The following is a 20,208-nucleotide window of genomic DNA, read 5'->3' as shown; positions in this document are numbered from 1 at the left end:
ATTTAAAACTTAGAAGCATAAAAAATGTATAATAACTTACTTTCAAAAAAGGAGTAAAAAATGGAAGTAAAAATTTATTATTGTAATCTTTGAAATTACAAACCACAAGCTGCAAGGGTTGCAGAAGAAATACAAAATGAATTCAAAGATGCGCAAATTTCTACCATAGAAAAAGGTGGTGGTCATTTTATAGTAGAAGTAGATGGCAAAATCATTTACTCTAAAAAAGACTTGTTTAACTGCGAAGTAGATAGATTTCCTCATGAGGGTGAAATCATCAAGCTTATGAAACAAATGTAAGCTAAACCCTCATTAGCGAGGGTTTATTTTGTTAAAGGAACAAGCATACCTTCATAAAGTTTTTGATAAATTTCTTCTGAGCATAAATGTTTAGCAAGCTCCAAACCAAATAAAATAGCCGTAGCAGGTCCAGCTGCTGTGATGACATTTTCATTTACTACAACCGCTTTATTTACTCTAGTTCCTTCAATACCTACTTCACAACCAGGATAGCAAGAAAACTCTCCATTAATCACCCCTGCTTTTGCCAATACCATAGGTGAAGCACAAATAGCCGCTACGATTTTTTTCTTAGCATGTAAGTCTTGTATGATTTTTATGATAGCTTGATTGTTTTTTAAATTCATCATACCTTCAAATCCACCTGCCAAAGCAATTGCGTCTAAATTTTCTTGATCAACACTAGCTAAACTCACATCAGCTCTTATACAAATTCCATTAGCTCCTTGTACTAAAAGCTCATCATCTAGCGAAGCAATAATTACTTCTAAATTTCCACTAGCTTCTCCTGCTCTTTTTAAAACATCAGCTATACCTATAAACTCAGCTTCTTCAAAACCTTTTGCCAAAGGCACTAAAACTTTTTTCATTTTTTCTCCTTTTAGTCAATAAATCTTTTATTTAATTCATGAAAATACTCTATGCGTCTATCGCGTAAAAATGGCCACCATCTGCGTACATTTTCACATCTTTGCATATCAATTTCAATGATTTTACAAAGCTCTTGTTTATCATCAGCTCTAAAAAGCTCTTCGCCTTGAGCCCCAAAAACAAAAGAATTTCCCCAAAATCTTATACCTTCTTCCACACCGCTTTCATCTTTTTCAAAACCCACTCTATTAATAGCTACTACAGGCAAGCCATTAGCTATAGCATGGCCTCTTTGCACACCTATCCAAGCTTCAAGCTGTCTTTGTTTTTCTTCTTTTTCATCTTTATCAAACCAACCTATAGCAGTAGGGTAAATCAAAATTTGAGCCCCTTTTAAAGCCATTAACCTAGCAGCTTCAGGATACCATTGATCCCAACATATTAAAACTCCAAGTTTTCCAACGCTTGTTTGTATAGGTTCAAAGCCCAAATCACCTGGAGTAAAATAAAATTTTTCATAAAAACAAGGATCATCAGGTATGTGCATTTTACGGTATTTACCTGCTATGGAGCCATCTTTTTCAAATACCACGCTAGTATTATGATAAAGCCCTGCGCTTCTTTTTTCAAATAAAGAAGTTACCAAAACAACTTTATTTTCCCTAGCCACATTAGACCAAAACTTAACATCTTCTTCATAGTCATTGGCTAAATCAAAAAAGTCTGTGTTTTCACTTTGACAAAAATACTGCGTTTGATGAAGTTCTTGCAAGCATACAAGCTCAGCCTTTTCCTTTGCTGCTTGTTTGATAAGTTCGCATGTTTTTTCTATAGTTTTTTCTTTATTTTGTTTAAATTCTTGCTGTATGAGTGCTAATTTCATTTTTACTCCTTTCTTCTTCTGAATCATCATAAGGATCTAAGTGTATATGGATATTCCAAAAATCATCTTTAAAATACTCCCTTATACTATCTTCAATCTCATCACCGATTTTATGAGCTTTTAAAAGTGATATTGTAGGTTCAAAAACTAAATGCACACTAACATAAAGTATATCAGGGCTTTTTCTAGTTTTTAAATGATGAAAGCTTTTAACTTCTTTATTTGCACTTATAATTTGTTTAATCACTTCAACTTGTTCTTTATCAATTGCCACATCTAATAAAATTTTAGAACTTTCTTTGATGATTTTAAAAGCTGAAAAAATCGTATATAAACTTATAGCTATACCAAATAAACCATCAATAAAATGATAATTTGTAAAAGCTATAATCACAAGTGCTAAAAGCGTTAGAGTATTAGTTAAAAAGTCTATTTTATAGTGTAAGCTATCAGCTTTTATAATCAAGCTTTTTGTTTTTTTAGCAACATAATTTAAAAAAACCACCAAACACAAAGTCACAGCCATAGCAAAAGCCATGACAAAAATTCCAAGATCAAGTTTTTCTACACTTTCTTGATTGTGAATTTTCAAAACGCTCTCATAAAAAATATAAACCCCAATCCCACTAATAACAAGACCTTCAAAAAGCCCCATTAAGGCTTCAATTTTACTAAGGCCAAAATTATATTCTTTACTAGAGCCTTGAGAACTTTTTTTCAAAGCTAAAAAATTTAATCCTGAAATCACACAATCAAGTAAAGAATCAATCGCACTAGAAAGCACTGCAACAGAACCTGAAGCTAAACCTACTATAAATTTAACAATAGCTAAAAAAATAGCACATACACTTGCGATGATGGTTGCGCTTTTTTGCAAATTCATCTTTGACCTTCATAGCGGTTTTGACAAGAACAATGCAAAGAGCCATTTTGTCTTAAAAACACTCTTGCATCAACCCCTACTACTTTTCTATCTTTGCATGCTTTTTGTAAATTTTCTAATACCAAAGCATCGTTTTCATCATTATAAGTTGGCACTATCAAGCCACCATTAACAAAAACAAAATTTGCATAAGTAGCACCAAGCCTTTTACCTTCAAAATACAAAGGCTTAGGTAAAGGAAGCTCTAATAAATCAAACCCTGTTTTTTTAAGTTCCTCCTCCATAGCTTTTAAGGGCTTATAATGTTCATCGTTTTCATCTTTACACACACAATAAGCAATGGTTTTTTCATTGATAAATCTTGCTAGAGTATCTATATGATGATCAGTATCATCACCTTTTATATAACCATGATTTAACCATATAATTTGTTTTAAGCCAAAAATTTCTTTTAACTTAGCTTCAATTTGCTCTTTATTTAAACGGGAATTTCTATTTTCATTTAACAAACAAGCACTCGTTGTAAGCATTACTCCTTGCCCATTAAAATCAATACTCCCACCTTCTAAAATAAAATCAATTTTTTCTAATTTTCCAGATAATTTTTGCGCAAAAAGTTTTGAATTTACCGCATTATCCAAAGTGCTTTGAAATTTATCGCCCCAAGCATTAAAAGTAAAATCAAGCCCTATGAGTTTATCATCTTCAAGCACATCAATTGCACCAAAATCTCTAATCCAAGTATCATTAGTATCACACTTAAAAAAATCAACGTTTTTTATATGTTTAAATCTTTGAAAATCTTTTTCACTTGGCGCTATAAGTAAAACTTTTTGAAAATTTGCCACAGCTTTAACAAATTCTTCATAGCTTTGTAAAATCTCTTCTAAATAAGGCTTCCAATCGCTATTTTCATGAGGCAAAGAAAGTAAAAGTAGCTCTTGTTTTTGCCATTCTGCTATGCTTTTTCTCATTTTGATACCCTTTTTGATAATTAAAAAAGTATTTTAACATTTTTAATGATAGTTTTTTACTCTTTTTTTAAAACCCAAGCAAAATACCATATCGCAAAAGATAAAAGCAAAATCACAAAAAGCTTTTTATCGTACACTCCAAATCCTATATAAAGCACAGAATACATAAAACCAAAACTTCCCGCATAAATGCAAATTCTGCTCATTAAACCATTTTCCACCGCTCTAAAACATGGGCATTTGTGAAAAAATTTCTTTTTTGCTTCTTTGGGTTTAAAAAAACTCAAAACCGCACTTAAAATCAGCAAAAAACTTAAAAAATATAAAACCTTATCCATTAGTGAAAATACCTTAACCAAGCAGGAATTGCACTTTGCTCTTCTCTTAAAGAACTTTCTTCTCCATGCCCTGGAAGCAATCTAAAATCTTTTTCATAAGATAAAACTTTAAGCAAACTCTCTTTCATCTTGGCTGCATCTGAGTAAGGAAAGTCCCATCTACCAATACTACGGTAAAATAAAAAATCCCCACTAAAAAGCACATCTTCACCCACAAGTTCTATCATACAACACCCTGGAGTATGCCCTGGAAAATGATGAAATTTAAACTTAAACTCATCTATACTAAATTCATTTTCATTTTCTATTAACACATCAGCATTTGAATGCTCAAAACCATAATTAAAAGGATCTTTTAGCATAAAAGCATCATCTTTATGGATAAAAAGTGGAATTTCATAAACCTTTTTAACTTTAGCATTATCATAAACATGATCATAATGACCATGAGTATTTAAAATAGCCAAAGGTTTGCTTGCGTTTTCTTTGATAAACTCATAAGCATTTTCACCTGGATCGATGATGATTTGTTTGTTATTATGATCTATAATATAACAATTTGTTTCATACATTCCGCATGGTTGTTTTAAAATACGCATATAAACTTCCTTTTAACTAAATCAAATATAATTTTAAAAAATTAATATTTAAAGATTTTTTATGAATTATACAAAATTACAAGAATTATTGATCAATTTTATAAAAGAACAAGCAGGGGATAAAAATCTCATCTTAGGTTTAAGTGGTGGGATAGATTCAGCTTTAGTAGCTCATCTTTGCAAAAAAGCAATAGGTGAAAAACTTTTTGTGCTTTTAATGCCTACAAAATATTCTAATAAAGAAAATTTAGATGATGCATTAATGCTTTGTAAAAATTTGCAAATTCATCATAAGATTATTTATATTGATGAAGTACTTTGTGCTTATGAAAAAATTTGTCAAGACTTAAACCCTTTACGCTTTGGAAATTTAGCTGCAAGAGTGCGTATGAGTTTGCTTTATGATTATTCGGCTTTACACAATGCATTGGTAGTAGGCACTTCTAATAAAAGCGAACTTATGCTTGGTTATGGGACTATTTATGGGGATTTAGCTTGTGCTTTTAATCCTTTGGCTACACTTTATAAAAGTGAAGTTTTTGAGCTTGCTAAATTTATGGGTGTACATGAAAATTTCATACAAAAAGCTCCTAGCGCTGATCTTTGGCCAAATCAAAGCGATGAAAAAGATCTTGGCTATAAATATGAAATTTTAGATGAAGTTTTAAAAGCTTTAGAAAATAATCAAAGCTTGGAAAATTTTGATGAGAATTTAAAAAATTTAGTCTTAGAGCGTGTGCAAAATAATGCCTTTAAAAGAAAACCTCCAACAACATTAAAGAATGCATATGACTTGGCTTGATCGCTATTTTTTTAAACCTAATTTTTTGCAAAAAACTCTAGCTTTTTTGCTTTTGCCTTTTAGCTTTTTATATATGATCATAGCGATTTTAAATACTAAATTTAAAAAAGAACTTGATTTTAATTTACCCATTATAAGCATAGGCAATCTAACCCTAGGAGGCAATGGAAAAACTCCCATTTGTAAAGCCATAGCAGCTGAGTTTGAAAATTGTTTTATCATCTTAAGAGGCTACAAAAGACAAAGCAAAGGCTTAATCATCGTTAAGCATAAAGATGAAATTTTGTGCGATATTAAAGAAAGTGGCGATGAAGCTATGGAATATGCACTTACAAAGCACATTAATGGAGTGATAGTAAGCGAAGATAGGGTTAAAGGCATACAAAAAGCTATCGAGCTTGGAGCAAAAATCATACTTTTAGACGATGCTTTTTCTAAATTTCACATTAAAAAACTTAATATTTTACTGCAAAGTAAAGATGAGCCATTTTTTGATTTTACCCTACCTAGTGGGGCTTATCGTTTGCCAAAATCTTTTGCTAAAAGGGCTGATTTTATAGCTAAAGAAAACGAAGATTTTGTGCGTTATTCTCATGTAAAAGAAAATCAAAAAGCCATTTTAATAAGCTCTATTGCAAAGCCTTTTAGATTATATGAGCATTTTATCAAAGCTAGGGCTTGTTATTTTTTTGCCGATCATTATACTTTCAAAAAAGAAGAATTAGAAAAACTTTTAAAAAAACACAATTGCGACACTTTAATGCTAACCTTTAAAGACTATGTGAAAGTAAAAGATTTTGGCTTTAAAACTGAACTTATCCATCTTGATATTATTTTAAAAGATAGTTTTAAGCAAGTTTTGCAAGATTATATTTATAAATTTAACAAAAAAGGAAGAAAATGTTACTACACTCAACCCAAGATAAAAATCACCAAATAAGCTTTTCAAAAGCCTTACTTAGCCCTAGTGCACCTAATAATGCTTTATACGCTCCACTTAATCTACCAAAGCTTGATAATGAAGCTTTAAAAAATTTAAACTATAAAGAATTAGCCTTAAAAATCATCACAGCTTTTGATTTTGATTTAGAGCTTGAAGTTTTTGAAAAAGCTTTGAAAACTTATGAGAGTTTTGATGATAAAACCTGCCCTATTAATTTGAAAAAAATCAATGATAAGCTTTATATTAATGAATTATTCCATGGGCCAACAAGAGCTTTTAAAGATATGGCTTTGCAACCTTTTGGCGTGCTTTTAGAATACTTAAAAAAAGATGATGATTTTTTAATCATGTGCGCTACAAGTGGCGATACAGGACCTGCTACGCTAAAAAGCTTTGAAAATAAAAAAGGCATAAAAGTAGTTTGTATTTACCCAAATGAAGGCACAAGCAAAACTCAAGCTTTACAAATGACACATTCAAATGCAAGCAATTTAAAATCCATAGCTATTGAAGGTAATTTTGATGATGCGCAAAATGCTCTAAAAGCACTTTTAAATGATGAGGATTTTAAAAATATTTTAAAAGAAGAAAAGTTGAGTCTAAGTGCTGCAAATTCGGTTAATTTTGGAAGAATACTTTTTCAAATCATCTATCATTACTATGCTAGTTTAAAAATCGATAGAACAATAGATATCATCATTCCAAGTGGAAATTTTGGCAATGCCTTGGGAGCTTATTATGCTAAAAAAATGGGAGCAAATATAGGCAAAATTAAAATTGCTTCCAATTCAAACAATATTTTAAGTGAGTTTTTTAATACAGGCAAATATGATTTAAGAAATAAAAACTTACAAAAGACTATTTCTCCTGCTATGGATATACTTATATCATCAAATATAGAACGCTTGCTTTTTGATAAATTTAAAGATGAACGCACCAAAGAGTTAATGCAGGCTTTAAAGAATGAAAAATATTATGAGCTTAGCCAAAAAGAACTAGAGCTTTTACAAGAAGACTTTGAAGCTGATTTTTGTAATGATGATGAGTGTATGCAATATATCAAACAATACAGCCACCTAGGACTTTTAGACCCTCACACTTGCACTTGCTTTAAAATGCTTGATTCCAACACCACTACGCTTATCACTTCCACGGCACAATGGAGTAAATTTACTCCAAGCATGTATCAAGCAATTTATAATAAAGAATGCCAAGATGAACAATCTTGCATGCAAGAACTTGCAAAAGAATTTAAACAAGAAATTCATCCAAATATTGCAAGCTTATTTACAAGCACACAAAAGCAAAATCAAGTTTGCAAACTTAAAAATCTAAAACAAACTATTATAGAATGGATAAAACAATGATTATCATACCAGCAAGATTAAAATCAAGTCGTTTTGAAAATAAAATTTTATGTGAGATTGATAATTTACCTATGTTTATTTATACAGCTAAAAAAATGCAAGAAGTTGATGAAGTGTGTGTGGCACTTGATGATGAAGAGGTTTTAAAAATAGCGCAAAAACACAATATAAAAGCAGTTTTAACAAGTAAAAATCACGAAAGTGGCACTGATAGAATCAACGAAGCTTGTCAAATTTTAAAACTAAATGAAAATGAGCTAATCATCAATGTCCAAGCTGATGAGCCTTTTATAGAAACACAAAATATTAAAAATTTTAAGGAATTTAGCCAAAAAGCTTTTGAAGATGAGCTTTGTTTTATGAGTAGTTGCTACAAAGAAGTAGATGCGAAAGCTTGTGATGATCCAAATTTGGTTAAAGTAGTTACTGATAGTAATGATTATGCTTTATATTTTTCAAGATCTAAAATTCCTTATGAAAGGGCAAATTATAAACAAAATTTTAAAGCCCATCTTGGAATTTATGCATATAGGGTTAAAAATTTACAAGAATTTTGCACTTTGAAAAACTCAGCTTTGGAAGAATGTGAAAAATTAGAACAATTAAGAGCCTTAGAAAATGGCAAAAAAATCAAAATGCTAAAAATACAAAGTCAAAGCATAGGTATAGATACAAAAGAAGATTATGAAAGAGCCTTAGCTAAATTTGGAGTTAAAAAATGAAAAAAATACTTTTTTTACTAAGCTTGTTTTTTACACTTCATGCAAAAGAATTAATCATAGGTATGGAGTTAGCCTACCCTCCTTTTGAAATGAGTGATACCAAAGGTAATCCAAGTGGTATTAGTGTAGAGTTTTTACAAGCCTTTGCCAAAGAAAAAAACTATGATTTAAAAATTCAAAACATAGCTTGGGATGGACTCATACCTGCTTTAAGAACTCAAAAAATAGATCTAATCATGTCTTCTATGAGCATAAGTGAGCAAAGAAAAAAAGTAATAGATTTTACCTTGCCTTATGCTAAGGCAAATTTAGCGATATTAAGTGCTAAAAAATCAAATATTAATTCCATAGAAGATTTAAATCAAAAAGGAAAAATCCTTGCCTTAAAAAGAGGTTCAAGTGCGCATTTATATGCTCAAAAAAATCTTAAAAATGCAAAAATATTAGTATTTGATAAAGAGAATGCAGCCATTTTAGAAGTCATTCAAGCTAAAGCTGATGTTTTTATTTATGATCAAATGAGCATTTATAAAGCATGGAAAAAACATCCTGAGCAAACAAAAGCTATTTTCACTCCTTTTGAAAAAACACCTGAGCAATGGGCCATAGCTTTAAATAAAAATAATACCAAATTAAAAGAAGAACTCAATGAGTTTATTTTAAAATCTAAAGAAAATGGTCTTTTTGATAAACTAAGTCAAAAATACCTCAAAGATATGCAAGAAATTTTCAAAGAACAAAAGCTTGAGTTTTTCTTTTAAGAAAAACTCTTTTCAAGCTTTCTTGAAAACATAGAAATAGGTAAAGTTAAAACCAAATAACAAAGTGCTAAAGGAATGTAAATTTCTAAAGTTGAAAAAGTAAAAGCATTAATTTCTTGAGCATTTTGAGTTAATTCTGAAATAGCTATAACGCTTAAAAGAGAGCTATCTTTGATCAAATTACTAAGTTGTCCACTTAGTGGTGCTAAGATATTTTTTAAAGCTTGAGGAAAAATCACGCTTTTATAAATTTCAAACTCACTCAAACCCAAAGCTTTAGCACTTTCATATTGCATTTTATCAACACTTAAAATCCCTGCTCTAAATATCTCACAAATATAAGCACTAGCAAACAAAGCTAAAATCAAAACTCCACAAACATAACGATTATCAAGCCCCAAATTATCCGCAAAAATATAATAAATCAATAAAATTTGTACTAGCAAAGGTGTACCTCTAATAAGCTCTATAAAAGCTCTTGCAAACATATTAAAAAGCACGATTTTACAAAGACTCATATAGCATAAAATCAAAGCAAAAATCACACCTACAATCAAAGACAAAACACTAATAAAAAAACTCGTAAAAAAACCCTGTATCATTTTGTCTTTATATTCATAAATTGCCCCAAAATCAAAATTATAACTAGCGCTTAAAAAAGATAAATAAAAAAATAAAAACAATAAAAAAACCAACAAAAAAGCATTAACCATATATACTTTTAAAGTAATTTTTTTATGCTCGTTAAATTTATTGTGTACTAAAAAAATATTATTCAAAAATTTCCTTTATTATGATTTCAAATATAGCAAATAGCAGCTAAATTTCACTAAATACAAGATTTGTTAAAAATTGGAATTTTAGTTTATAACAAACTCCTTAATTTAGGATAATTATTAACTTAAATTTACCACAAATAAGTAAAATAAAACAAATTTAACTTATAGTTTCAAGGAGAAAAATGCGTTTTTTAGCAGTGTTTTTTATTTTTTTAAATTTAGCTTTTGCTAATAATGGAGTATTATCACTCAATGAAGCTTTTAAGCTCAATACCCATAGCAACAATCAAGGAATTTTTTTAAAAATCAATCTTGCAGACAGAATTTATCTTTACAAAGATCAAATCAAAGTAGAATTAGATTCAAATGACATTACTTCTTTATTAAATTTCCCACAAACTCAAACTAGAGAAAACAAAGAAGTAATCTTTAACCAACTTGAACTTTTTATACCTCAATTATTATTAGATGATTTTGTTAAAAATAACAAAGCAAAACTTTCCTTAGCTTATCAGGGTTGCTCAGAAGAAGGTTTATGCTATCGTCCTGTATATGTAAATTATGAACTTAATAAACAAAATGGATTTTATACTATAAAATCCGCTAAAGATCAATTTAAAAAGCAAAATGAAGATGAGCAAATTGCTAATGATTTAAGCACACAAAATATATTTATCACACTTTTAACTTTTTTTGGTTATGGCTTGTTATTAGCACTTACTCCTTGTATTTTACCAATGATACCTATTCTTTCATCATTAATCGCAATGAAACTCAAAGATAAACCATCTAAAAAACATAGCTTTTATTTATCTTTTATCTATGTCTTTTTTATGTCTTTAGCTTATGCTATAGCAGGTGCTTTAGTGGGCCTTGCAGGAGCTAATGTGCAAGGTTTATTACAACAACCTTGGATTATCATTACTTTTTCGGGTATTTTTGTATTGCTCTCACTTTCTATGTTTGGCCTTTATGAATTACAATTACCGCTTAAATTTCAAAATTTTATCAATAAAAAAATAGAAGGTAAAAACGGGGTTTTTGGTATAGCTATCATGGGCTTTTTATCAGCTCTTATTGTAGGACCTTGCGTGGCTGCACCTTTAGCAGGGGCTTTGCTTTATATTACTAATAGTGGCGATGTATTTTTAGGAGGACTTTCTTTATTTGTGATGAGTTTTGGTATGGGTATGCCTTTACTTTTAATAGGACTTGGAGGAAGTTTTTTAAAAAGCGGGGCTTGGATGCTTAAAATAAAGATTTTCTTTGGCTTTATCATGCTCATCATGGCAGTTTGGATGCTAGAAAGAATACTTAGTGCAAATATCATTTTAATACTTTATGGGATTATAGGGGTATTTTTTGCTAGCTTTATGGGACTATTTGATGAAGCAAAAACTAATTTTGATAAATTTAAAAAAGCAAGTATGATTTTAATTTCAGCTTATAGTTTAAGTCTAATTTTAGGCGGCTCAATGGGCTCAAAAAGCTTGCTAAAACCTCTTGAGTTTAATCTTGCTTCAAAAGAAAATAGCTCTAGTTTAAGTTTTAAAACCATTAAAAACTTAAAAGAACTTAAGCAAGAATTACAAAATTCTACCAAACCAGTCATGCTTGAATTTACAGCTACTTGGTGTGAAAACTGCAAACTTTTGGAAGAATATACTTTTACAGATACGAAAGTACAAAATTTGCTTGCTAATTACACACTTTTAAAAGCAGATGTAACACATAATAGTCAAGAAGATTTAGCTCTTATGAAAGAATTTGGAGTTTTTGGGCCTCCTGTGATGATATTTTTTAACAAAGGCGAGGAAAAAGGGCGTATTATAGGCTATGTAGATGCAAATGAGTTTTTAAATAGAGTTCCTTGATGAGTTCTATTAAATCTTTGCAAATTGGCAAAATCAAAAACTATAATAAATTTCACTCAGCATTTATCAAGGATATTTATTTAAATTCTTTGCAAATTTATACAGATTATATTCTTGATAATGAAATAGCTGATAAAATTCATCATGGAAATTTAGAAAAAGTTGTTTTTGCAAATAGTGTGCAAAACTATACTTTATGGAATAATTATTTAAATAAATACTTAAATTTTGGAGAAATGGGAGAGAACTTAAGTATTGATGGTTTAAACGAATATAATGTTTGTTGTGGAGATATACATGAGATAGGTACTTGTATTTTGCAAGTAAGTCAACCGCGCAAGCCTTGTTTTAAAATTTCTAGCATACACAATCACTTAAATTTCACTCAAGAAATTTTCAAAAGTGGAAGAACTGGATGGTATTATAGAGTCTTAAAAGAAGGTGTAATGAACAAAAATGACAAAATCAAAATCTTACAAAAAGATGAAACTAATTTAAGCATTATGGAGTTAAATCAATTATTTTTTAATCCTTTTAAAAATTCAAATTCTTTAGAAAAATTAGAAAAAATTTCCACCCTAGCAAAAGGATGGAAAGAGAGTATTCAGGCTAGATTAAATCATACTTATGATGATTCTTATATGTTTATTTAAAAAATCCTTTTATCCCTATAAGCTGATATTGCCATAGTTTTTCTATAAAAATTTTAAGTTTTATTGCCAAAAGACCACTAATTGGCTTATGCAAAACTGTGCCAACTGCATAATCATTTCCGATTGAACAAACGGTATTTCCACTTATAAAAGAAAATTCTTGCTTAAATTCTTTCTCATCAATCATAGCCATTAAAGCTTTGGCTATATAAACTCCTTCTCTTAATGCAAGCTGGGCTGTTGGAGGATAAGGAGTGTTGGTTTTAGGATTTTTAAATAAACTATTATCACCTATAAAAAAGTATTTTGATGGATTTTCAATATTTAAAGGATGCATGAAAGCATCTACTTCTATACGCGATCTTACACTTGAAAAATCAGAGCTATTTTCTATAACGCTATTACCTCTAACCCCTGCAGTCCAAATGATAGTATTAGCTTTAACAAATTCTCCCCCATCAAGTCTTATACCATTTTTTTCACATTCTATGATTTTAGATTTTTCATATACTTTCACACCAAGTGTCTCTAACCTTTGCCTTGCTTTTAAAGCCAAACTTTTATCAAACATAGGTAAAATTTGATCCATAGCTTCGATAATAGAAAGCTCTAATTTCTCATAAGCAATTTGCTCTTTTTGACAAAAGATTTTAAGCTCTTTAGCTAAAGAAGCTACAAATTCAACCCCGCTTAAGCCCCCACCACAAACTGTGATTTTTAAATCATCTTCATTTTGAGTGGTTTTATAATTTTTTATTTTCTCATATATTATTTCATTAATTTTTAAAGCATTTTCATAATTATCTATACTCAAAGCATATTCTTGCATACCTTTAATACCAAAAGTTTCTTTAGCAAAACCAAGCCCACATACTAAAATATCAAAGTCAAATTCATTATTTTTAGTAAAAACTTTGTCTTTAGAAATTTTTAAAACTTCATCTTGGATAAAGTTAATTTTTGGATTTAATAAAGGTAAAAGATCATATTTTGAACTATAAATATCTTCATTGGAAGCTACTTTGTGTAGTAAAATAGTATGATAATGATAAGAATTGTTATTAATTAAACTCACTTGTGCTTTTTCAAAAAACTCATCAGGTAAGGCTTTTATAGCCGATAAAGTAGCATATCCTGCACCTAAAAACAAAATTTTCTTTTTTTGCATGGATTTTCCTTTAATTTGATAAAAAAATAAATAAAAATTTGGCATAATGGTATTATTTTTTATCTTAAAATATTTTTTATTTAAATTTAGCAAGGAAAAAGTATGCAAAGACAAACTTGGAGCAATACGCTAACTTATATCCTTACAGTAGCAGGAGCGACTATTGGTTTTGGAGCCACTTGGCGTTTTCCATACTTAGTAGGTGAAAATGGAGGCGGTGCTTATGTTTTAGCCTTTTGTATAGCTATGATTTTTATAGGAATTCCTGTGATTTTGGTTGAAAATGTTATAGGAAGACGCAGAATGCTAAATTCAGTCGATGCTTTTGGCGGAAAAACAAGTGATGGGGTTAAAATATCCAATTCTTGGCAAGGTGTTGGCTACATGGGGCTTTTAGGTAGTTTTGGAATCATGGCTTATTATATGGTAATAGGTGGATGGGTTTTGGCTTATATTTTTAAAATCATCATAGGCGATTTTAACCTTTCAAGTCCCATTAATGCTCAATATACAAGCGAATTTTATAACTCAACCATAGAAAATAATCCTTTATTAATAGGAATTTTTACTACTATATTTGTGATAATTAACTGGATTATCTTAAAAAAAGGTGTGATTGATGGCATAGAAAAGTCAGTAAAATACCTTATGCCATTTTTATTTATCTGCCTTTTGGTTGTTGTTGCACGTAATTTAACTCTTGAAGGAGCAAGTGAGGGTGTGAAATTTTACCTTACTCCTGATCTTTCCAAAATCACTCCTAAATTGTTTATAGATGTTTTAGGACAAGTATTTTTTGCCCTATCTTTGGGTTTTGGCGTAATGATAACCTTATCATCTCACCTTAAGAAAAATGAGAATTTAATCAAAACTTCTGTTTATACAGGAATTTTAAATACCCTCATAGCAGTACTTGCTGGTTTTATGATTTTTCCAGCTTTATTTAGTGTAGGTTTAACCCCTGATAGTGGGCCATCTTTGGTTTTTAAAACCTTACCTGTTGCATTTTCACATATACCTTTTGGAAGTATAATTTGTGTGTTTTTCTTTTTGCTTTTAATCATCGCTGCACTTACCACAAGCTTGCCAATTTATCAAGTAATCATCAGTGTTTTGGAAGAAAAATTTAAACTAGCTAAAAATACTGCTATTAATCTAACACTTGGAAGTATTTTTGTCTTGGGAAATTTACCATGCATACTTACTTATGGCCCTTTAAAAGATATTACCATCATCAAAGGTAAAAACATTTTTGATAGTTTTGATTTTATTAGTGGAAATATATTCTTTGTTTTAACCGCATTTTTTTGTTGTATTTATGTAGGTTGGGTGCTTAAAAAAGATGCTATTTATGAACTTTCTAATCAAAATACTCTAAAAGGAAGTATTTTTAAACTATGGTATTACTATGTTAAGTTTATCATACCTTTGATTATCTTAGTGATTTTTTATTTTGGAATTTTTTAATTTATACTCATAACGCTTTAACATGCTTATATTTCCTTCAAGGCCTCCTTGATGGATATATAAGATTTTTCCACCAAATTGCTCTTTATGAGCTAATAAAGTTTTAAAACCCACCATATCATAAAGCAAATCAAACTCCACTCTACATTCTTTTTTTAGATCTTGATAAAGATCATAAAATTCCAAATAAGGCTTAGCAAAATGATATTTTTTAGGTGGATTTAGTATGGTTAAATTATTAAAATCATAATTTGGCTCTAAGCTTAAAATTTGCTCTTTTAAATACGCACTATCGCCTACGCAAGCACATGTAAAAACTTTAAATTTACTATGTTTAGCCAAAAAAGCCGCAGAAGTTCCTGTACCTGAGGGTAAAAAAATACTTACATTTTCATTCAACTGTTCACTAAGCTCTAAGGCTAGTTGTTGGTATCCAAATTCAGCTTCTTTTATAGCCACACCCTCTTCTATAAAAATATCATCATCTTTTTTTAAGGCTAAAGCTTGTAATCTTCTTGTAGGATAGTTTGTATTTTCTATCAACTCAATATTGTATTTTAATGCAAATTCTAAATTTCCATGGGGATTTTCTTTTAAAAAAGAACTCATTTTTTCACAAACAAAAATAAGTGAAAAATCATTTTCGTAACAAAACTTAGCTAAAGCAACTAAAGCATTACTTTGAGAAGAACCAAAAGAAATAAACCTTTGTCCTTTTTTAAATAAATGTTTGTTTTTTTCAAATAAGGCTAGTTTTCTAGCCTTATTTCCATTGATGTAACCTAATAAATCATCTCTTTTGAGTAAAAATTCAAAATTTTTGTATTTTAAAATATCAATTCTACTTGCTATCAAGGTATTTTTCAACCTTTTCTAAAGCATTATTTGTATTGATATTAAACTTAATCTCTATTCTACGGCTTGCTTCTTTATCTTCTTTACCATCTTTCATAATCACATCAGAATAAGACCTACCACTTGCCATTAAAAGTTTTTGCAATCTTGGATCTTTGTAAAATGAGTGTATAAAACTCATCACAGCATAAGCTCTTTTTTGTGATAAATCAAGATTATATATATAAGAACCTGCACTATCTGTATGACCTTCTATGACTATATTTTCTATGCTATTTAAGATATTTTCATCTTTTAAAATATTGTCAAAATACTGCGTTAAAATCGCTTTTAAATTTTCTTTTGCATGTGCTTTTAGAGTAAAAGAATTTGTATCAAAAAGCACTTCAGAAGGTAAAACTATCGCCCCTGTATTAGAATCTAAGGTAATGTTAGTATCAAATTTTGCTTGAAGATTTTTAATGGTATTTTCTTTGATTAAACCTAGTTCTTTGATTTTACTTTTTGCCTCATCAAAATTACGCTCTAATTCTTTGATTTCTTCATCTTTTTTGTTTAATCTCTCAAGTAAAGCAAAAATTTGTTGATCTTTTTCATCCAAACTTGAATTTAAATCTTGATTGAGTTTAGTAATGTTAGCCTCTAAAGCCTGTTTTTGCTTATTAACATCATCAAGCGTGCTTGAAGTATTATTTAATTTTTGGCTAAGATTTTTTAAAATATCTTCTTTTTGGTTTAATTCTTCTTTGTTCTCTCTTAAGCGCTCTTCTTGTTTTTGCAGATTTTCTTTTATGATTTGCAAATCACTTTGAGTTAAAACATACTTAACAACTATAGCTCCAATAAGCAAAATAAATATAAAAAGCAAGCCCGCCATTAAATCTGCATAAGCTATCCAAAAATTATTTTCTTCATTGTTAGAATTATTTTTTATCATCTATTTTTTCATCTTCTTTTTGATTTTCAAGCTTTGCAATAACTTGTGTAGTTTGCTCATCTAATTCTTTGCTTTCTTCTTTAAATTCTTGCATTAGTGAAATTTTTTCATCGATATTTTTTTCATCTTCATAAGCTTCTTTAAAAGTGTGCATACCTTCTATAATACTTGCCCTAAAGCCCTCGAAAAGTTTAGTTTGATTATCAAGCATAAGATTTTGATATTTTTCAATATTATTTGAAAAATTATTCACCTTTTCATCTAAAGCACTCACGCTTTTATCTAAATGCACAATCTTATCAGAACTCACATCCAAAAGTCTGTTGTATTGCTCTGAAATTCTTAAAGTTAAATCTTTTATATTTGAATTTAGCATATTTACCGCATTTGCAATCTCGCTGTAAGTTTTAACTATATCTTTTTGCTCTCTTTGGGTTTTAGACAAATCACTCATAGTTTGTTTTACATGCTCACTGCTTAATCTTACAGCTTTTTCCTCAGCATTTACAAGCTCTTGAAAAACTTTAAATTTTCTATCTATTGTATTATCTAATTCTTTAAAAAATTCCTCATTGCTCACATGCTCAAAAATCGTGCCTATTTTTTCAAAATGTTGCAAACTTTCTTGAAGATACTTTCTATCAATTTCTTCTTTAGACCAGAAAAAATCGCTTGTTGCATTTTTTTGACGATTAAGAAGTTTTTGGAATTTACTACTGCCGTATTTTTCAAAAAATATCCACCAAAGTGCTAAGAAAATTCCATAAATTGATACATAAAAGGCTGTTCCTACTCCATTTAATAAAACTGAAATTTCTTGTTCTAAACCTGCTGTGTCGCTTGAATTAAAATTTGGCATAGACATTGCTATACTTATAAAAGTTCCTAAAATACCAAGCATAGGAAAAATAGCTGCACCTACAGAAGCAAAATTTTCATTTCTTAAATCTTTCACATAAGCATAAGCAAAATCATCAAAACTAGCGTTTGACTTTGTTTCTTTACCTATAACTAAAAAATGCTTCATAATATAGCGTTTTAATATAAGTTTAAATTCATCTTTTTGTTGCTCAAAAATACTTGAAGCATAATCAGCACTGTGTCTAGCAAAGATCAAAGCCACCAAAAAGATAATCCCTATCATTACAACACTATGTAATTCTACTTTAAAATCAATCTTTCCAAAATATCCTAAAAGCACTAAAATATACAATATAGCAGGGATAAATATAATCTTTAAATAAGCAACAATTCCTGTACTACCTTTTCCCTCAGGCAATACAAGATCAGAAAAATCATCAGTTGTTTTAACTTCCATTTTATAAACCTTTGTTAATTTTGCTCTAAAAATTTGAAATCTTCACAGGAAAATCAACTAAGAGTTATAAAACTCTTAGTTTCTATCGATACAATTTAAATCACTAAAAGCACACTCTAAGCGTTTGATCATACTCTCTTCGCCCGCTCTAAGCCATACTCTTGGATCATAGTATTTTTTATTTGGCTTATCATCGCCTTCAGGATTGCCAATTTGTCCTTGCAAATAAGCTTTATTTTTAAGTTCATACTCTCTAACACCATCCCAAAAAGCCCATTGAGTATCTGTATCGATATTCATCTTAATCACACCATAGCTAAGTGCAGCTTTGATATCTTCTATATCACTACCACTGCCACCATGGAAAACAAAATTGATTGGTTTTTCGTTACCAAGATTGAATTTTTCTTTTACATAATTTTGAGAGTTTTTAAGAATTTCAGGTCTTAAAACCACATTTCCTGGTTTGTATACTCCATGTACATTACCAAAGCTAGCTGCAATTGAAAATCTATCACTAATTTTAGAAAGTCTCTCATAAGCTAGCGCTACATCTTCAGGCTGGGTGTATAATTTTGCATTATCGATATTAGTATTATCCACCCCATCTTCTTCACCACCCGTACATCCTAACTCAAGCTCTAAAGAAATTCCAAGTTCAGACATTTGTTTTAAATAATTTTCGCAAGTACTTAGATTACTTTCTAAATCTTCTTCACTTAAATCAATCATATGAGAGCTAAACAAAGGCTTGCCTGTTTCTTTTTTAAACTCAATATTTGCTTCAATCAAAGCATCAATCCAAGGAAGTAATTTTCTAGCAGCATGATCTGTGTGCAAAATCACCGGAACTCCATAAGCTTTTGCCATTAAATGTACATGTCTTGCACCACTTATAGCACCAAGCACATCAGCCTTTGGGCAAGCTTTCCCTGCTACAAATTTAGCTCCTCCATTTGAAAACTGAATAATCACAGGTGAATTAACTTTTTTAGCACTTTCTAAAACCGCATTAATAGAATTTGTCCCCACAACATTTACCGCAGGGATAGCAAATCCTTCTCTTTTTGCATGATTATATACGATATTTAGATCATCGCCACTTAAAACACCCGGCTTAACAAGATCTAATACACCCATTATTTGTATTCCACTTTTGCTTTTTGAAGAAGTTCTTGAGCTTTTTTATTCATAAGTTCTTTAAATTCTTCCATTTTGATATTGCTTTCAATACCTGCTTTTACTTCATTATAGCTCATAGTACTTTTTGCTCTAGCATCTTCTTTTAAGATAATATGATATCCAAAATCACTTTTTACAGGTGTTTTAGAAATAGTACCTTTTTTCATAGAAAAAGCTGCATCAGCAAATGGTTTTACCATAGTTGATTCAGCAAACCAACCAAGATCACCACCTTGAGCTGAAGAACCTTTGTCGATTGATTTTTCTTTTGCAAGTTGAGCAAATTTATCATTTAAAGCTTTTCCGCTTAGTTTACTAAGCTCAGCAATAATATCTTTAGCTTCTTTTTCGCTAGTCACCAAAATATGCTTAGCTTTCACTTGAGCTGGTTTAGTGAATTTATCTTTATTTGCCTCATAGAATTTTTTAGCTTTAGCATCATTATTTTTAATTGAATCAAAAATTTTCTTTTGGTAGATATTTACCAAAATAGCTTCTTTAGCACGCTCTAATTCTTCTTTATACGAAGGATCATTTTCTATTTTTTGAGCTTTAGCGTCTTTTAATACAAGTTGTTGAACGATATATTGATCAATAATTGCTTTTTTTTGCTCAGCTGGTAAATCAGTGATTTTAGCACCTCTTAACATAGGAGCAAAAAATTCATTCACTTCTGTATCGCTGATATTGTTTCCATCAAGGGTTGCAACCACCGCAGCATTTAAACTTAAACCTGTTAGCAAAGCCGCAGCAACTAAAGAAATTTTTTTCATTGTTTTTCCTTTTGAAATAGTTTTGTTGATTTTATTATA

22 protein-coding genes are annotated in these 20,208 nt (G+C 29.8%); 9 read left to right on the top strand and 13 right to left on the bottom strand.

The window, feature by feature from the left end; translation table 11 throughout:
* Nucleotides 1-60: 60 nt before the first annotated feature.
* Nucleotides 61-300: a SelT/SelW/SelH family (seleno)protein gene (locus L8U00_RS00900; RefSeq protein ID WP_263663233.1), complete on the top strand. Its 240-nt coding sequence runs from the start codon at nucleotides 61-63 to the stop codon at nucleotides 298-300.
* A gap of 23 nt (nucleotides 301-323) precedes the next feature.
* Here L8U00_RS00900 and L8U00_RS00895 read toward each other — a convergent pair whose 3' ends face one another.
* Genes L8U00_RS00895 through L8U00_RS00870 form a run of 6 tightly spaced genes read right to left on the bottom strand, consistent with a single transcriptional unit; the run spans nucleotide 324 to nucleotide 4,568 of the window.
* The gene (locus L8U00_RS00895; protein WP_214097567.1) at nucleotides 324-890 is read right to left on the bottom strand and encodes a DJ-1 family glyoxalase III; all 567 of its coding nucleotides are present in this window, start codon (nucleotides 888-890) and stop codon (nucleotides 324-326) included.
* Nucleotides 891-901: 11 nt separating this feature from the next.
* Nucleotides 902-1,774, bottom strand: a complete 873-nt coding sequence (locus L8U00_RS00890) for an N-carbamoylputrescine amidohydrolase (protein WP_263706237.1) — start codon at nucleotides 1,772-1,774, stop codon at nucleotides 902-904.
* A complete protein-coding gene (locus tag L8U00_RS00885; protein ID WP_263708190.1) occupies nucleotides 1,743-2,657 on the bottom strand; it encodes a cation diffusion facilitator family transporter in 915 nt (304 codons plus the stop codon). The genes L8U00_RS00890 and L8U00_RS00885 overlap by 32 nt, the downstream gene beginning before the upstream one ends.
* A complete protein-coding gene (locus L8U00_RS00880; protein ID WP_263708189.1) occupies nucleotides 2,654-3,631 on the bottom strand; it encodes an agmatine deiminase family protein in 978 nt (325 codons plus the stop codon). The genes L8U00_RS00885 and L8U00_RS00880 overlap by 4 nt, the downstream gene beginning before the upstream one ends.
* A gap of 56 nt (nucleotides 3,632-3,687) precedes the next feature.
* Nucleotides 3,688-3,969: a hypothetical protein gene (locus L8U00_RS00875; RefSeq protein WP_263708188.1), complete on the bottom strand. Its 282-nt coding sequence runs from the start codon at nucleotides 3,967-3,969 to the stop codon at nucleotides 3,688-3,690.
* Entirely contained in the window at nucleotides 3,969-4,568 is a 600-nt protein-coding gene (locus L8U00_RS00870) for an MBL fold metallo-hydrolase (protein ID WP_263708187.1), read from the bottom strand. The genes L8U00_RS00875 and L8U00_RS00870 overlap by 1 nt, the downstream gene beginning before the upstream one ends.
* Nucleotides 4,569-4,629: 61 nt before the next feature.
* On the opposite strand from L8U00_RS00870, the gene L8U00_RS00865 reads away from it, so the two are divergent.
* From L8U00_RS00865 to L8U00_RS00845, 5 genes are read left to right on the top strand one after another with little or no spacing between them, the layout of a single operon-like run.
* Nucleotides 4,630-5,370: an NAD+ synthase gene (locus L8U00_RS00865; protein WP_263708186.1), complete on the top strand. Its 741-nt coding sequence runs from the start codon at nucleotides 4,630-4,632 to the stop codon at nucleotides 5,368-5,370.
* On the top strand, nucleotides 5,357-6,310 hold the full coding sequence (locus L8U00_RS00860) for a tetraacyldisaccharide 4'-kinase (protein ID WP_263708185.1): 954 nt from the start codon (nucleotides 5,357-5,359) through the stop codon (nucleotides 6,308-6,310). Before L8U00_RS00865 ends, L8U00_RS00860 begins: the two co-directional genes overlap by 14 nt.
* Nucleotides 6,271-7,680 carry a threonine synthase gene (gene thrC / locus L8U00_RS00855; protein ID WP_263708184.1) on the top strand — a complete coding sequence of 470 codons (1,410 nt, stop codon included), beginning with the start codon at nucleotides 6,271-6,273 and terminating at the stop codon, nucleotides 7,678-7,680. The genes L8U00_RS00860 and thrC overlap by 40 nt, the downstream gene beginning before the upstream one ends.
* The gene (gene kdsB, locus L8U00_RS00850) at nucleotides 7,677-8,402 is read left to right on the top strand and encodes a 3-deoxy-manno-octulosonate cytidylyltransferase (RefSeq protein WP_263708183.1); all 726 of its coding nucleotides are present in this window, start codon (nucleotides 7,677-7,679) and stop codon (nucleotides 8,400-8,402) included. The genes thrC and kdsB overlap by 4 nt, the downstream gene beginning before the upstream one ends.
* Nucleotides 8,399-9,163: a transporter substrate-binding domain-containing protein gene (locus L8U00_RS00845; protein ID WP_263708182.1), complete on the top strand. Its 765-nt coding sequence runs from the start codon at nucleotides 8,399-8,401 to the stop codon at nucleotides 9,161-9,163. The genes kdsB and L8U00_RS00845 overlap by 4 nt, the downstream gene beginning before the upstream one ends.
* On the opposite strand, the gene L8U00_RS00840 is transcribed toward L8U00_RS00845, so the two are convergent.
* Entirely contained in the window at nucleotides 9,160-9,876 is a 717-nt protein-coding gene (locus L8U00_RS00840) for an amino acid ABC transporter permease (RefSeq protein WP_318529500.1), read from the bottom strand. The two genes, L8U00_RS00845 and L8U00_RS00840, sit on opposite strands and share 4 nt — an antisense overlap.
* A gap of 248 nt (nucleotides 9,877-10,124) precedes the next feature.
* Here L8U00_RS00840 and dsbD point away from each other — a divergent pair, with 248 nt between their 5' ends.
* Complete coding sequence (dsbD, locus tag L8U00_RS00835) at nucleotides 10,125-11,816, top strand: protein-disulfide reductase DsbD (protein ID WP_263708180.1); 1,692 nt, start codon at nucleotides 10,125-10,127, stop codon at nucleotides 11,814-11,816.
* The gene (locus L8U00_RS00830; protein WP_214124815.1) at nucleotides 11,816-12,469 is read left to right on the top strand and encodes an MOSC domain-containing protein; all 654 of its coding nucleotides are present in this window, start codon (nucleotides 11,816-11,818) and stop codon (nucleotides 12,467-12,469) included. Before dsbD ends, L8U00_RS00830 begins: the two co-directional genes overlap by 1 nt.
* Here L8U00_RS00830 and L8U00_RS00825 read toward each other — a convergent pair.
* On the bottom strand, nucleotides 12,462-13,637 hold the full coding sequence (locus tag L8U00_RS00825) for an NAD(P)/FAD-dependent oxidoreductase (protein WP_263708179.1): 1,176 nt from the start codon (nucleotides 13,635-13,637) through the stop codon (nucleotides 12,462-12,464). The genes L8U00_RS00830 and L8U00_RS00825 overlap by 8 nt on opposite strands.
* A gap of 102 nt (nucleotides 13,638-13,739) precedes the next feature.
* On the opposite strand from L8U00_RS00825, the gene L8U00_RS00820 reads away from it, so the two are divergent.
* On the top strand, nucleotides 13,740-15,104 hold the full coding sequence (locus L8U00_RS00820) for a sodium-dependent transporter (protein WP_263708178.1): 1,365 nt from the start codon (nucleotides 13,740-13,742) through the stop codon (nucleotides 15,102-15,104).
* Here the strand turns inward: L8U00_RS00820 and L8U00_RS00815 are convergent.
* The 5 genes from L8U00_RS00815 to L8U00_RS00795 form a co-directional block, all read right to left on the bottom strand.
* Nucleotides 15,075-15,959 carry a 1-aminocyclopropane-1-carboxylate deaminase/D-cysteine desulfhydrase gene (locus L8U00_RS00815; RefSeq protein ID WP_263708177.1) on the bottom strand — a complete coding sequence of 295 codons (885 nt, stop codon included), beginning with the start codon at nucleotides 15,957-15,959 and terminating at the stop codon, nucleotides 15,075-15,077. The two genes, L8U00_RS00820 and L8U00_RS00815, sit on opposite strands and share 30 nt — an antisense overlap.
* Nucleotides 15,946-16,896, bottom strand: coding sequence for an OmpA family protein (locus L8U00_RS00810; RefSeq protein WP_263672026.1), 951 nt, complete (start codon nucleotides 16,894-16,896; stop codon nucleotides 15,946-15,948). Before L8U00_RS00810 ends, L8U00_RS00815 begins: the two co-directional genes overlap by 14 nt.
* Nucleotides 16,883-18,214 (bottom strand): MotA/TolQ/ExbB proton channel family protein, encoded by a 1,332-nt coding sequence (locus L8U00_RS00805; protein WP_039626332.1) that lies wholly within the window; start codon nucleotides 18,212-18,214, stop codon nucleotides 16,883-16,885. The genes L8U00_RS00810 and L8U00_RS00805 overlap by 14 nt, the downstream gene beginning before the upstream one ends.
* Nucleotides 18,215-18,289: 75 nt before the next feature.
* On the bottom strand, nucleotides 18,290-19,354 hold the full coding sequence (fbaA, locus tag L8U00_RS00800; protein WP_263708176.1) for a class II fructose-bisphosphate aldolase: 1,065 nt from the start codon (nucleotides 19,352-19,354) through the stop codon (nucleotides 18,290-18,292).
* The gene (locus tag L8U00_RS00795; protein WP_039618453.1) at nucleotides 19,354-20,169 is read right to left on the bottom strand and encodes a major antigenic peptide/PpiC-type peptidyl-prolyl cis-trans isomerase; all 816 of its coding nucleotides are present in this window, start codon (nucleotides 20,167-20,169) and stop codon (nucleotides 19,354-19,356) included. The genes fbaA and L8U00_RS00795 overlap by 1 nt, the downstream gene beginning before the upstream one ends.
* Between the last annotated feature and the right edge of the window lie 39 nt (nucleotides 20,170-20,208).

This window comes from Campylobacter sp. IFREMER_LSEM_CL2256, from assembly GCF_025771645.1.
GTDB lineage: Bacteria > Campylobacterota > Campylobacteria > Campylobacterales > Campylobacteraceae > Campylobacter_D.
The sequence above is the reverse complement of the archived record's forward strand: the minus strand, read 5'-3'. Positions and strand labels throughout refer to the sequence as shown.